Source organism: Robertmurraya kyonggiensis (genome assembly GCF_005116465.1).
In the GTDB taxonomy this organism is placed as follows: Bacteria; Bacillota; Bacilli; order Bacillales; family Cytobacillaceae; genus Robertmurraya; species Robertmurraya kyonggiensis.
Window position 1 is genome coordinate 1,028,286 of sequence record NZ_SWBM01000001.1, and the last position, 14,615, is coordinate 1,042,900.

At 39.0% G+C, this 14,615-nt stretch carries 12 protein-coding genes and 1 pseudogene; 12 read left to right on the plus strand and 1 reads right to left on the minus strand.

All coding sequences use genetic code 11. The features are described from left to right. From glpK to FA727_RS05260, 5 genes and pseudogenes are all read left to right on the plus strand, one after another. Positions 1-1,491, plus strand: a complete 1,491-nt coding sequence (glpK, locus tag FA727_RS05240; RefSeq protein ID WP_136829699.1) for a glycerol kinase GlpK — start codon at positions 1-3, stop codon at positions 1,489-1,491. A 266-nt stretch (positions 1,492-1,757) separates the two neighbouring features. Next, a complete protein-coding gene (locus tag FA727_RS05245) occupies positions 1,758-3,419 on the plus strand; it encodes a glycerol-3-phosphate dehydrogenase/oxidase (RefSeq protein ID WP_136829700.1) in 1,662 nt (553 codons plus the stop codon). A 182-nt stretch (positions 3,420-3,601) separates the two neighbouring features. Then, complete coding sequence (locus FA727_RS05250) at positions 3,602-4,225, plus strand: Type 1 glutamine amidotransferase-like domain-containing protein (RefSeq protein WP_136829701.1); 624 nt, start codon at positions 3,602-3,604, stop codon at positions 4,223-4,225. Between the two features lie 246 nt (positions 4,226-4,471). After that, a pseudogene (locus tag FA727_RS05255) lies at positions 4,472-4,630 on the plus strand (DUF2975 domain-containing protein); the annotation flags it as partial. A 155-nt stretch (positions 4,631-4,785) separates the two neighbouring features. Further along, entirely contained in the window at positions 4,786-5,391 is a 606-nt protein-coding gene (locus FA727_RS05260; RefSeq protein ID WP_136829702.1) for a YdcF family protein, read from the plus strand. Between the two features lie 103 nt (positions 5,392-5,494). On the opposite strand, the gene FA727_RS05265 is transcribed toward FA727_RS05260, so the two are convergent. Beyond that, entirely contained in the window at positions 5,495-5,731 is a 237-nt protein-coding gene (locus tag FA727_RS05265; RefSeq protein WP_136829703.1) for a hypothetical protein, read from the minus strand. Positions 5,732-5,877: 146 nt separating this feature from the next. Between FA727_RS05265 and FA727_RS05270 the strand changes: the two genes are divergently transcribed. The 7 genes from FA727_RS05270 (at position 5,878) to FA727_RS05295 (ending at position 14,606) form a co-directional block, all read left to right on the plus strand. Next, positions 5,878-6,705 carry a formate/nitrite transporter family protein gene (locus FA727_RS05270; RefSeq protein ID WP_136829704.1) on the plus strand — a complete coding sequence of 276 codons (828 nt, stop codon included), beginning with the start codon at positions 5,878-5,880 and terminating at the stop codon, positions 6,703-6,705. A 3-nt stretch (positions 6,706-6,708) separates the two neighbouring features. Next, positions 6,709-9,690, plus strand: a complete 2,982-nt coding sequence (fdhF, locus tag FA727_RS05275; protein WP_136829705.1) for a formate dehydrogenase subunit alpha — start codon at positions 6,709-6,711, stop codon at positions 9,688-9,690. Then, complete coding sequence (locus tag FA727_RS05280; protein ID WP_158318791.1) at positions 9,665-10,162, plus strand: helical membrane plugin domain-containing protein; 498 nt, start codon at positions 9,665-9,667, stop codon at positions 10,160-10,162. The genes fdhF and FA727_RS05280 overlap by 26 nt, the downstream gene beginning before the upstream one ends. A 15-nt stretch (positions 10,163-10,177) precedes the next feature. Continuing rightward, a complete protein-coding gene (locus FA727_RS05285) occupies positions 10,178-10,405 on the plus strand; it encodes a heavy-metal-associated domain-containing protein (protein ID WP_136829707.1) in 228 nt (75 codons plus the stop codon). Beyond that, entirely contained in the window at positions 10,392-10,532 is a 141-nt protein-coding gene (locus FA727_RS23980) for a hypothetical protein (protein ID WP_158318792.1), read from the plus strand. The genes FA727_RS05285 and FA727_RS23980 overlap by 14 nt, the downstream gene beginning before the upstream one ends. A gap of 305 nt (positions 10,533-10,837) precedes the next feature. Next, a complete protein-coding gene (gene fdhD / locus FA727_RS05290) occupies positions 10,838-11,632 on the plus strand; it encodes a formate dehydrogenase accessory sulfurtransferase FdhD (RefSeq protein ID WP_136829708.1) in 795 nt (264 codons plus the stop codon). A gap of 199 nt (positions 11,633-11,831) precedes the next feature. After that, positions 11,832-14,606 (plus strand): EAL domain-containing protein, encoded by a 2,775-nt coding sequence (locus FA727_RS05295; protein ID WP_136829709.1) that lies wholly within the window; start codon positions 11,832-11,834, stop codon positions 14,604-14,606. Positions 14,607-14,615: the final 9 nt, after the last annotated feature.

The following is a 14,615-nucleotide window of genomic DNA, read 5'->3' on the forward strand; positions in this document are numbered from 1 at the left end:
ATGGAAAAATTTATTCTATCTTTAGATCAAGGCACAACAAGCTCACGTGCTATTTTGTTTAATCACAAAGGAGAGATTGTGGCAACTGCTCAACGAGAATTCGAACAGTTCTTTCCAAAGCCGGGTTGGGTGGAACATGATGCAAATGAGATTTGGACATCTGTTCTTGCTTGTATGGCAGAAGTTCTCCGTAAAGCGGATGTTACAGCAGAACAAGTAGTAGGTATTGGGATAACAAACCAACGTGAAACGGCAGTAGTTTGGGATAAAAATACTGGAAAACCAATCTATAAAGCTATTGTTTGGCAATCGCGTCAAACAGAGGAAATTTGCCGTGATTTACGTGACAAAGGATATAATGAATTATTTAATGAAAGAACTGGCTTATTACTCGATCCGTATTTTTCAGGAACAAAAGTTAAATGGATTTTAGATAATGTAGAAGGTGCGAGAGAAAAAGCTGATAATGGGGAGCTATTATTCGGAACGATTGATACTTGGTTAGTCTATAAGTTATCAGGTGGGAAAGCTCATGTTACAGACTACTCCAATGCATCACGCACATTAATGTTTAACATATATGATTTAAAATGGGATGAAGAACTACTTGATATCTTAACTGTACCTAAGAGCATGCTACCTGAAGTACGTCAGTCCTCTGAAATATATGCTAACACAATTGACTACCATTTCTTTGGCTTTGAAGTACCAATCGCAGGTATTGCTGGTGACCAACAGGCTGCGTTATTTGGGCAGGCTTGCTATGACAAAGGAATGGCAAAAAACACTTATGGAACCGGTTGCTTCATGTTAATGAACACAGGTGCAGAAGGTGTAAAATCGAAGCATGGATTACTAACAACATTAGCTTGGGGTGTGGATGGAAAAGTAGAATATGCTTTAGAAGGAAGTATTTTTGTAGCTGGGTCAGCGATCCAGTGGTTACGTGACGGATTACGTATCATCGATAACGCTCCAGAAAGTGAAGATTATGCAGCAAAAGTGGATTCAACTGAAGGTGTATATGTGGTACCGGCCTTTGTTGGATTAGGTACTCCATATTGGGATAGTGAAGCCCGTGGGGCTGTGTTTGGACTAACACGTGGTACCTCTAAAGAACACTTTGTTCGTGCAACCCTAGAATCTTTAGCCTATCAAACAAAAGATGTTTTAGATGCTATGGTTGCAGATTCTGGTATAAACTTAAAATCACTTCGTGTCGATGGCGGAGCAGTGAAAAATAATTTGTTAATGCAATTCCAAAGTGATATTTTGGGTGTTCCAGTCGATCGACCAGTTGTAAATGAAACAACTGCGTTAGGTGCCGCGTATTTAGCTGGATTAGCGGTTGGTTTTTGGTCTGGAAAAGAAGAAATTGCGAAACAATGGCAAAATGAAAAAACCTTCGCTCCTGAACTTGAGGAAACAAAACGCGATGAATTATACAATGGGTGGAAAAAAGCTGTCGCAGCAACAAGAACCTTTAAATAAGCGATGGTGAATCTTTTGCTCCTCCACACCACGCATGTGGAGCTCCCTACCTCTTTTGAGCAAAAGATTTCCCATTTTTACGATAAGATACTATAATAAAATTAAGTTAATATTGTGGATGCAGAATTAGAGAAACCACATCGCTCTATTTAATTATCATAAATAGGGTCGATTTGTGGTTTCTTTTTTGTTTATCTAGAGTGATTATGAGATTGAAGAGGTAAACATCGCTAAACTTTAAATGGGCTAAGAAAGGAACGATGTCAATGAAATTTTCAAATTTAAAGAGAACGGAAATTAAAAGTAACATGCACGCCGAGAATTTAGACATCCTTGTTATTGGTGGAGGAATTACTGGTGCAGGTATAGCATTAGATGCAATCACGCGTGGTATGAAGGTAGCGGTTGTTGAAATGCAGGATTTTGCAGCGGGAACTTCTTCGAGATCGACAAAGCTAATTCATGGTGGGCTACGTTATTTAAAGCAATTCGAAATTAAAGTTGTTTCTGAAGTAGGGAAAGAAAGAGCCATCGTTTATGAAAATGGCCCACATGTTACTACTCCAGAATGGATGATGCTACCGTTTTATCAAGGGGGAACATTTGGACCTTTTACTACAAATGTTGGATTAAGGGCTTATGATTTTCTGGCAGGTGTTAAAGCATCAGAGCGTAGAAAAATGTTTAATGCTGAAGATGCTCTAAAGCGTGAGCCCTTATTAAATGGGGAAGGTTTGAGCGGTGCAGGCTACTATGTGGAATATAAGACAGATGACGCGCGCTTAACTATTGAAGTAATGAAGAAGGCCGTGGAAAAAGGAGCCCTAGCACTAAACTATTTGAAGGTAACGGAACTTCTTTATGACAAAGGAGCTATTGTTGGAATAAAAGTAGAAGATCTAACAGACGGTACTACAGAAGAATTTTATGCGAAAAAGATCGTCAATGCATCAGGACCCTGGGTGGATATATTGCGTGAGAAAGATGACTCCAAAAATGGGAAGACTATTCAGCATACCAAAGGAATCCACTTGGTATTTGATGCTAAAAGATTCCCATTAAATCAAGCGATCTACTTTGATACTCCTGATGGGAGGATGGTATTTGCGATTCCTCGTGAGGGCAAAACGTACGTTGGTACAACCGATACAGTGTATCAAGGAGATATTGCACATCCGAAGATGACCGTAGCGGATAGAGACTATCTATTAAAAGCAATTGATTTTATATTTCCTGAAATAAAAATTTCTCCTGAAGATGTGGAATCCAGTTGGGCAGGGCTTCGTCCATTGATCCATGAGGAGGGTAAATCTCCATCTGAAATTTCTCGTAAGGATGAGATTTTTGTTTCTAATTCTGGATTGATTTCCATCGCTGGTGGGAAACTTACCGGATATCGTAAAATGGCAGAAAGTATTGTAGATTTAGTAGCGAAACAGTTACATGAAGAGGAAGGAAGAAATTTCCCAGCTACCCTTACCAAGAACCTACCGATTTCTGGAGGTGATGTAGGAGGTTCAGAAGGATTAAAGAATTTCCTATCTAAGAAAACACTGGAAGGGCAAGAAATTGGACTAACAGAAGAGCAAGCAAGAGCATTAGTGCAACGATATGGTTCGAATGTTGATGAAGTATTTAGTATCTATCAAGACAGTATAGAAAAGGCAGAAGAGACAAACATCGACCGAGTTGTATTTGCTATGCTTCGTTATGCATTAGATTACGAATTAGCTTATAAGCCAGTTGACTTCTTTATACGTCGAACGGGGGCGTTGTTCTTTAATATTCAATGGGTATATGCACATAAGGAAGTAGTAATTTCTTATATGGCAAAAGAGTTTAGCTGGACTGACGAACATAAAGAACTGTATGCACAAGAGTTAGAGCAACTGTTGTATGAAGCTACACATCCAATTGAACAAGAGTGAATATGATTATTCCTACCTGTGTTTTTTTGTAAAGAAAACACAGGTTTTTATTTCGGGATATTTTACCCACTTTTTATAATATTTAAGATTACACGGCGATAACCCATGAAGGATTATCGCCTGTTCTTGTTGACGTATTCTATCAAGGTTGAGGTACATATAAACTTAGGGGGGATACAATTTTGAAAAATAGACATCTGTTTTTGTTTGGAGGAAGCCCTCCGTTTACTGGAAATTCAGGGGAAAAGTTTGCAAGTCACATCAATGGAAAAGTTGCGATTCTTTTTCTTGAAAGGAATGGATGGAAGGAGTACATGCCGAAATATACATCAGTCTTGGAGAACCAAGGAATACATGACTTTTTGTACCTTCCACTAACTTCAAATCCAGATCATTCCATTCTTAATGAACTAATATCGTGTTCAGGCGTAATCATTGGTGGAGGAGACACAGAGCTTTATCGCGATTATATTGTCGATACAGAAATAGGTGTTCATATTAAGCGGATGTACCAACAAGGGATTCCTGTTGCAGGTTTTTCAGCAGGAGCCTTGATTAGTCCTTCATACTGCGTCATCCCACCAATCGATAATTCGAAAAAGGAACATCTTTTTCTACAAGGATTGAGCCTGTTAGAGGATTGTGTAATCAGTGTACACTACACAAAGTGGAATGAAGAGACAAACTTAAAGGTGGCAATGGCGAAGGTGGATGCTTCTGTTGGTTATGGGATTGATGATGAAGGGTATTTATATTTTGAAAATGAACAGCTAGTCGAAGCTGAGAAATACTATAAATTCACATAAACAGGAGGAAAGATATATCTCATGAGGTCCTTGCTTTTTATTCATTTCTTTCAATTGGAATTGCAGGGGCAGTTGGATGTGTGATTGGAGGCGCCATTTTGTTGGGAATGGGTATTTTCCCTATTAGCAATTGGTCCATTACTAGGAACAATATCGATGGTCAAATATAAACGCTATGAATCTAGCGAAGTATAATGATCCGCACTTCTTGTTAAAAGGAGTGCTTTTCCGCAGTTGCGATCGATTCTTTTCATCATTTCTCAGAATGCTGGCCATCCTGGAATAGTGTTGATGGGTCTCGTCATTATCTTTGCCATGATCGTCATTGCTGTTTTTGCTGCAGTGCTCCAAAAGCTTTTAAAGAATGTAATCGATATAAAGTCAGAAAATGATATGACAGTTTGATTTTAGGTGATATAAGTGAACTGGAAGATCTACATTAAAAATGGTTTTACTTGCCAAATTGAATTTAGCTAGAATTTGTACGGCATAAGAAGTCAACCTGGAGTTATTCTTGAATATTATAGTAAGGAGTAAATCTATTTTTTTAGAGGTGTAGAATGTTAATCTCAAATATAGAAGTTGGGCAACTCACAGATGCTCAAATAACAAAGTTGGTATTTTCCGATATTGAAGACGATGATGCTAATGGAGATTGTATTTTTGTTGCTGGTAGCAGTAAAGCGATTCAATACCGTTTACCAAAAGCGCTCGAATTATATGAGCAGGGAAGAGCGAACAAGATACTATTTTCTGGTGGTGTGAAATGGAATGGCAGTGTTGAACCAGAAGCGATTGCTTTAAAAAGAGAGGCGATGGCTAATGGTGTTCCTGAAAATGATATATTAATCGAAGACAGAGCTCTCCATACACTTGAAAATGTCTTAGCCTCACTCTTGGTATTAAATAGAGCGTTTCATTTGTATAATGTAAAACGACTTCTAGTCGTCACATCCTCTTATCATATGAAAAGATTGTATCTAACATTAAAGACTTATATGCCAGATTGGATTCAGTTCACTCTGTGTACTGCTGATGATCTTAATACGAGAAAGGAAAACTGGTTTTTAAGTGAAATCGGCAGAAATCGTGTGCGATCTGAAGCTACAAAACTTGTAACCTATGTTAAGCAAGGTGCTTTGCGAGATATTGAAATAGATATATAATCAAGTTCGAATTTCTCAAGCCAAGTTGGTGGTCCGTTAAGCGAATCGATATATGCATCAATAAGGAAATAGGAGAGGCGTGACGATAGAAAACATACTATCGCTACGCCTCTTTTGTCTGTGATGGCAGCATATAGACCTCATAAGCAGGGAGTTCGGGAATATGGGATTTTTGTAAACGACCTTCCTCTAAAAGTTCGCTAATCCCTCTTTCAATTTCCGTATAATCGACACCGAAAAGGTCAGCCATTTTGATAGTTGAAAAAGAAACGTATTTGGGGGTTTTAGTAGAAGAAATAATCATCGATTCGACACGCTGAAATAACTGTTCTTTATCCATACAGTCCCATTCTCCTTCCTTCATGATCCTCTAATTATCTTTCTCCTTAACATAAAAGTCATGCATGTTTTTTCCACCTTTATGAAAATATAAACAATATTGAACAACTATGAATAATCAACTTATTGAAAGAAGGAGGCGGAGATATGGGATTTCATCAACCGCAGCGTATTGCAGAATTAGCAGTTGAAGCGGGTGCAAGAAAAGTAAACCTTCCCCTTGTGAACATGCTTGTATTAGGGTTTCTCGGCGGAGCTTTCATTGCAATGGGCTTTTTGCTTGATATTCGGGTTGTGGCAGGATTGCCCCATGAATGGGGAACGATTAAAGCACTATTAGGAGCAGCTGTTTTCCCGGTCGGTCTCATCTTATTGATTATCGCTGGAGGCGAACTTTTAACGGGGAATATGATGGCAGTTTCAATTGCCTGTTTGTCGCGAAAAATTAAAGTTCAACAGCTATTAACGAATTGGTTTTGGATAACTATTAGTAATTTTATTGGTTCTCTATTTGTAGCTTATTTATTTGGACATGTTATTGGATTGACTGAAGGAGAACCGTATTTGGCCACAACCATTTCCATGGCAGGTGCAAAAATAGATGCAGGTTTTTGGGCAAGTCTGATTTCAGGAATTGGCTGTAACTGGTTAGTTGGATTAGCTGTATGGCTATCTTATGGGGCAGATGATATTACTGGAAAAATCCTTGCGATTTGGTTTCCGATTTTGGCATTTGTTGCGATTGGGTTTCAGCACGTGGTAGCGAATATGTTCGTTATCCCAGCAGCTATCTTTGCAGGAAGCTTTACGTGGGGACAATATTTGACCAACTTTATAGCTGTATTTATTGGCAATGCAATTGGCGGTGGAGTTTTTGTTGCGATGATCTACTGGATCGCCTATATCGGAAACGTCCAACCTGTCGTTGCAGAAGGTAACAATCTATATGCAATAAAAAACAAACAGAGGAGGTAGGAGATGGAAAATCGAGCATTTTCTATTCAAATAAACGGGAAAGAGTATCCCGCTAATGAAGGGCAAACGATTTTAGATGTAGCCCAATCTCAGGATTATGTGATTCCAAGTATTTGCTATCACCCAAATTTGGGTTCAATCCAAACCTGCGATACTTGCTTTGTTCAAGCAAATGGAGAAATGGTCCGGGCATGTGTCACAAAAGCAGAACCTTCTATGGAAGTAGATACACAATCACCAATTGTGAAGGATGCTCAATACGAGGCGATGTCTCGAATTTTGAAAAATCACGAGCTCTATTGCACCGTTTGTGATAACAACAATGGAAATTGTGTTGTTCATAATACAGCTGAAATTTTAGAAATTGAGCACCAAAAGTATGAATTTAAACCAAAGCCATATCCACCAGACAATTCACATCCATTTTATCGTTATGAGCCGGACCAATGTATATTGTGTGGTCGTTGTGTAGAGGCATGTCAGGACTTACAGGTGAATGAAACGTTAACGATTGATTGGAGCAGGGAAAATCCTCGAGTCATTTGGGATAATGATGTCCCAATTGACCAGTCGTCATGTGTTTCCTGTGGACACTGTGTCACGGTCTGTCCGTGTAATGCTCTGATGGAAAAATCAATGCTCGGTGAAGCAGGTTTCTTAACTGGTATTCCACCGAAAGTTTTAGAACCGATGATTGATATGACGAAAGAGGTTGAGCCAGGTTATAAAGAGATTTTTGCTATCTCTGAGGTCGAAGCAGCGATGCGGAAATCGCGTGTGAAGCGGACAAAAACGGTTTGTACGTATTGTGGAGTAGGCTGTAGCTTTGAGGTATGGACGAAGGACCGTCACATTTTAAAAATTGAACCACAAGCAGAGGCACCTGTGAATGGGATTTCTACTTGTGTGAAAGGAAAATGGGGCTGGGATTTTGTTAATAGTGAAGAGCGTTTAACCAAGCCATTAATTCGTCAGGGAGATGAATTTGTAGAGGCTACTTGGGATGAAGCGCTTGATTTGATTGCCACAAAACTTTCCAGTATTAAGAGACTACATGGTCCTGATTCAATTGGCTACATAGCTTCTTCTAAATGTTCTAATGAAGAAAACTTCTTATTCCAGAAGTTTGCTCGTTCTGTGATGGGCACAAACAATATTGACAATTGCTCCCGTTATTGTCAGTCGCCAGCCACTACAGGTTTAATGCGCACAGTTGGAATTGGTGGCGATTCAGGTACAATGCGAGATATTGAGAAGTCTGAATTGATTATTGTCATTGGTGCAAATCCTGCAGAATCTCATCCAGTGTTAGCAACAAGAATTAAGCGTGCTCATAAGCTACATGGACAAAAGATCATTGTCGCAGATATTCGTAAGCATGAGCTTGCTGAGCGTGCGAATCTACATGTCCATCCGAAACCAAGTACAGATCTTGTCTGGTTATCGGCAGTCACAAAGTATATTTTTGATCAAGGCTGGGAGGACAAAGACTTTTTACAAGGAAGAGTCAACGATGTAGACGCATATAAGGAATCTTTAGAGAAATTTACGCTCGAATATGCGGAGGAAATCACAGGACTCACACATGAAGAGCTAATTCAACTAGCAGAAATGGTTCATGAAGCGAAATCTGTTTGCATCTTATGGGCAATGGGGATTACTCAGCATTTAGGCGGTTCCGATGGAAGTACCGCGATTTCCAATCTACTTCTCGCTACAGGCAATTATGGCCGACCTGGTACAGGGGCTTATCCATTAAGAGGACACAACAATGTACAAGGTGCTTGTGATTTTGGCACGATGCCTGCTTGGTACCCAGGGTATGAGCCTGTACAGAATAAGGAAGTACGTGAACGGTATGAAAAGGCATGGGGTGTCTCTTTACCAGAAAAGCCGGGTATGAACAATCATCAGATGGTCGAAGGGATTCAGAAAGGAAAAATAAAAGCAATGTACCTATTTGGTGAGGACATGGCAATTGTTGATTCGAATTCTAATCATGTACACGATGCTTTTGAAAAATTAGATTTCTTTGTCGTACAGGATGTCTTTTTCTCAAAAACGGCTCAATTTGCAGATGTTGTTTTACCTGCAGCCCCAAGTCTTGAAAAGGATGGAACATTCACAAATACAGAGCGAAGAATTCAACGATTCCATAAGGTGCTTGAACCACTTGGGGATTCGAAACCTGACTGGTTGATTTTTCAGGAGCTAGCCAACAAGCTTGGAGCGAATTGGAATTATAAGGATCCAGGTGAAATCATGGCTGAAGCCGCATCCCTTGCGCCGATTTTTGCAGGGGTCAGCTATGAGCGTTTAGATGGCTGGAATAGCTTGATTTGGCCAGTACACAAAGACGGTACGGACACACCACTCTTATATAAGGATAAATTCTTTTTCCCAGATGGGAAGGCAAGGCTGTATTCAGTCGACTGGACACCTCCATTTGAGGCCGGTGAAGAATACGATTTACATTTGAACAATGGCCGCCTACTTGAACATTTCCATGAAGGAAATATGACTTACCGATCAGAAGGTCTGACTCATAAGGTTCCACATCCGTGGCTTGATGTGTCGGAGGAGTTGGCTGCAGAACGTGGATTGGAGGATGGGGCACTTGTACGATTAACCTCCCCATATGGACAAGTTAAGGTGAGGGTAATGGTCACCGACCGTGTACGCGGAAACGAAATCTATTTGACGATGAATTCAAGTGAAGATTACGAAGCGGTTAATCGTTTAACGAGTAGCTATCACGACAAAATTACCCATACTCCGAATTACAAGGAGATGGGGGTAAAAATGGATGTTCTCGAAGCAACTGGCGAGCCACCTCTACCTAAGGTTAATTTCCGTTTTGGAAACCGGATCCCTCAGTTGAGTGTAAGAGTAGAGGAAAAATGGAAGCGTTCAGACTTTATTCCGATTCAAGAGTTATTTGGTGGAGAGGGGGATGGATATGGCGAAAGCGATCAGGCAAATTAATAAAAGCGTGCCGAACCCTGTAGAAGAACAGATTAAGGCCATTTCAGAATTAACGAAAGCCATTGCGGATAATCGGGAAGCGCTGATGACGACTATGGATATTTTAAAAGGGTTACATGAAATGGGTGTTCTGCCGGCTGTGAAGGCGATGCTTGATAATCGTACTGATATTGGGGCGATTGCGATACAGCAAGCCAATCAACCAGGCATGCATAATATGATTAAAAATGCGATGGGTGCAATGAAATTCTTTGGATCGATTAATCCAAACGAAATGCAAGCAATTTTTAAAGGTCTATCGATTGGCTTCGAGCGTTCCGCGGAGGTTGTGCGAAATGGAGAGCAGAAAAGTCTATTTAAGTTAGGGACAAGCCTACGCGACCCTGATGTGAAAGCTTCTCTCACAACGATGGTGGAGTTCTTACACGGAATGGGAGAGGCTTTTAACCAGGAAAATGAAAAGGTGAATTAGTAAGGAGTTGGCGAAATGGAATCTGGTAGCTGGAAGCTTGAAGGAGTGAAAACCAAAGAAGATGCTGACAAGGTTCTTCAGGCTTTGAACTCCGTATGGGGTGTACGAAAGGCAGAGGTCAATCTAAACAGTGGAGAAGCGATTGTAAGCTTTGATGAGAAAGCGGCAACCTATGATGATTTTGCCCAAGCCGTTATTGATTCTGGTTACAAGGTGGGAGGGTCGAAGGATGAAGGTTTGTGAAGTATGTGGTGCTGAGGAAATGGATGAGAGTCCATGGTTTAGAAATAAACCGCAAATGGGTGGCTTACATGTATGTGAAAGCTGTCAAGAAGACCGAAAGCATCCATTTTTTGAAGAGAGTGAATAGGAGAGGATGAGATTTATCATCCTTTCTTTCGTAAGTTCAGTTACATCGAAAAATAGGCTTAAGAATTCCGGCTGAAAAAGGACTTTCACCTTTTTCTCTATAAATAAGCGAATTTTTTCCGGTTAAGCTATACATTTTTCATGATTTTAAGGGTCCTAAGTTCAATTAGCGGAAAATCTCCGCCTTTTTCACCTAATAACCATTCATTTTTCAAAATAGACGGAATTTCTCCGGTTAAGTGGGTAGACCTGCCGAAAGTCAAAAAAACCGACCAATAATAGAGCCTATTCGGAAGGAGGTTAGGCGTGAAACCGATTGAAGTGAAACGGCAAACATTACGATTTCACAATGGAAACGCGGAAGCAACGGAAGATCACGTCGTAACAGAGTATCCTGTTACTGTGAAGCTAAATGAACAAGAATTGGTGACGATGGTTTGCACACCAGAGTACATTGACGATTTGGTGATAGGTTTCTTAGCTTCGGAAGGGATTATTAAAAGGTATGAGGATATTCAAGATTTTTGGGTACAGGAGCAAGAAGGGATTGTCCACATCAAATGTGAAAAGGTAAATCCTTTTTACGAAAAGTTCCAAAATAAACGCTATGTCACTTCATGTTGCGGAATGTCTCGACAAGGATTTGTATTTGTAAATGATGCCTTAACAGTGAAAAAAATGAAGGATTTTCGCATCAAACTTTCAGTGGAGGATACGTTTAGGCTGATGGGTGAAATGCAGAAGGCTGCCACAGTCTTTCAGCATACAGGCGGTGTACATAACGCAGCGTTATGTGATGTGAATGGAATGATCTTATCAAGAATGGACATCGGACGTCACAATGCCCTTGATAAAATTTATGGATTTTGTTTAAGAAATCAAATCCCGATTCAGGAAAAAATCATCGTATTTAGCGGTAGAATTTCTTCTGAAATTTTGTTAAAGGTTGCTAAAATTGGCTGTGAAATCGTGTTGTCCAAATCAGCACCCACAGAGCTTGCGCTTGAACTCGCCGAGGAGCTTGGGATTACAACGATTGGATTTGTACGAGGGGATTCGCTCAATGTGTATACGTATCCGGAGCGAATTTCTATAAGTTGATACGGCATATTTATTCAAATGGAGCTGACTTAATACCAAGTTGGCTCCATTTTTTCGGGAAATTTTTGTAATATAATTTTACACTATACAGATAGTGAATTCTATTAGAAAATAAGTGTAACAATAGCTCTGTTTGCGTCTATTTACACTCCTTCATTAGAGAATGCAAACAACGTAGAATGTCAATCCGGAGGGACTTATGATCACAAGAGAATTACTTTTTCATCTATTTAATAAACTTACAGGCGGTATAATGGTTGTTAATTCATCAGAAATCATTGTATATATGAATCCTGAGGCAGAATGCCTTTTTAGTACAAAAATCAATGATTCGATTGAACGCTCCATTAGTACATTTATCCCTCATTTTCAAAACGGATTGAGAAACGATGTATTTGAAGGCATTGGCGTACGGAATTATGGTGATACTTTTCCATTACATGTTCAAGTAAATTCAATAGTAATTGAAAATGAGGATTTGAAAGTATTACTTGTAAAAAATCTACAAAATAATGAAGATGTAACTGAAAAATTAATCAAAATGAATGAGGAATTAGGAAATATTAAATTGGCCCTTGATGAATCGACGATTATTGCGATAACGGACAGAAAGGGTACCATTACATTCGTTAACCATAAATTTTGCGAACAAACAAAATATAGTATGGATGAAATCATTGGCCAAAATCATCGAATCCTAAACTCAGGAACCCATTCAAAAGAATTCTTTCGTGAGATGTGGAGAACGATTGGAAGCGGAAATGTATGGAAAGGTGAAATTAAAAATAGGGCCAAGGATGGTACCTTGTATTGGGTCGATACAACGATTGTCCCGTTTCTTGGCGAAAATGGTAAACCATATCAGTATATAAGTATTCGTACAGATATTACAAAGAGAGTCGAAATGGAAAGAGAATTGCAAGAGTCTTTGAAACAGGATTTCTTGTACACTGTGAAAAACTTGAATAATGGTATTTTTAAAATGAGAAAAGACGAGAAGGGGATGATGTATTACACCATGGGAGAAGGAAAGCTGATGGATGCCATTGGTGCCAATTCTACCACATTATTTAATAAATCCCCTCATGATGTTTTTGAAAAAGAAATAGCAGATTTGAAGCATCTATATTATGAAAAAGCTTTTGCGGGCGAGCGCGTTAACTATGAAGTTGCGCTACAAGGAAAGCTCTTATATGTTGATGTTTCACCGATCAAACAAGGTGATACAGTATTGGAAATTGTAGGTTCTGTTCATGATATATCTGAACTAAGGTCCACCCAAAGACAGTTAAAAGAGAATCGGATACAATATCAATCTCTTTTTGAAAATAGCCAGGATTATGTTGTGATCTATGGGGAAAAGGGAGAAGTTTTTGATATGAACCCCCGAATGATGGAGAATTTCGGTATCACGAGGGATATGTTTGAACGTATTAATATCAAGACATTTCTTACCAAACAATTTCGAGTTATCGATGATACTTTTTTTGATAATATCGTCAACGGAAGCCCCCAGAATTTTATGATTGAAACGAAAGATAAGTTTGGGATAGAGGTTTTCGTGGATGTTCAATTTCTACCTATTATTGTAGATGGTAAAATCAAAGGCGTCTATTCCATCGGCAGAGATGTGACAGAAGATAAGAAGATTCAAAATATGAATGCATACTTAGCTCAACATGATGAGTTAACAAGTCTCTTAAATCGCAGGGGCATGAGTCAGAAAGTGGAAGAGTCGTTAGCATATGCTGAAGGAGAGCAGTTAGAAATGGCTTTTTTGCTGATTGATCTTGACCGTTTTAAGAAAATCAATGATACACTTGGACATCAAATTGGTGACCATCTTCTTGAGAGCGTTTCAGAGCGATTACTTGAAATTATAGATATGGAAACTCAATTTGCTGCACGTATGGGCGGAGATGAGTTTGTTGTCTTGTTACCTTCCATTGAGAACCAAAGCGATGCAATTAATCTAGCGAAAGCTTTTTTGCAAAAATTAACAGAGCCATTCTATATAAACAATAACGAACTATTTGTGTCGGCAAGTATTGGGATTAGTATGTATCCAACAAATGGAAAGACAGGAATCGAATTATTAAAAAAAGCAGACGTTGCGCTGTATCAGGCAAAAGAACAAGGTCGTAACATGTATCAAGTATATGGGGATTTTATGGATGAAAGGACGTATCAATCCTTTCTCATGGAAAAACAATTAAGAAAAGCTATTTTGAATGGTGAATTTATTATTTATTACCAGCCACGAGTCAATGCATTGACTGGAGAAATCATTTCTGCTGAAGCATTGATTCGGTGGGAGCACCCACAGCTAGGCTTAATAAGTCCAGGAGAATTTATCCCACTAGCTGAAGAAAGTGGCCTTATTATACAAATAGGGAAGTGGGTTAAAAGAAAAGTTTGTGAACAATTAAATGAGTGGAGAGTAGAAAGAATACCTCTTATCCCTATTAGTGTAAATGTTAGTTCTCAACGATTTTTACAAAGAGATTTTTCAAATGACATTAAAGTGTTATTAAATGAATTTCAACTAGAGGGAAAATGGCTAGAAATTGAAATTACAGAAAACTCGATTATGAAAAATGAGGAATATATATACGAATGCTTACGCGAGTTAAAAAAAATGGGGATTCGAATCTTTATTGATGATTTTGGAACTGGTTACTCTTCGTTTAACTATTTGAAGACTTTTAAACTAGATGGAATTAAGATTGATCGCTCTTTTATCCAAAATATCTCAACTGAATCTGACAATGCGGGAATTACCATTGCCATGATCAAAATGGCGCAGCATTTGAAAATGGATGTTATTGCAGAAGGGGTGGAAACTGAAGCAGAACTTTCCTTTTTACTTGAACAGGATTGCCAATTTGTACAAGGGTTCTATTTTGGTAGACCTTGTCCAATGGAAGAATTTGAAGAAAAATATATGTATTCGCGTCAAGAAAATCAATCTTAATTGAAGAGT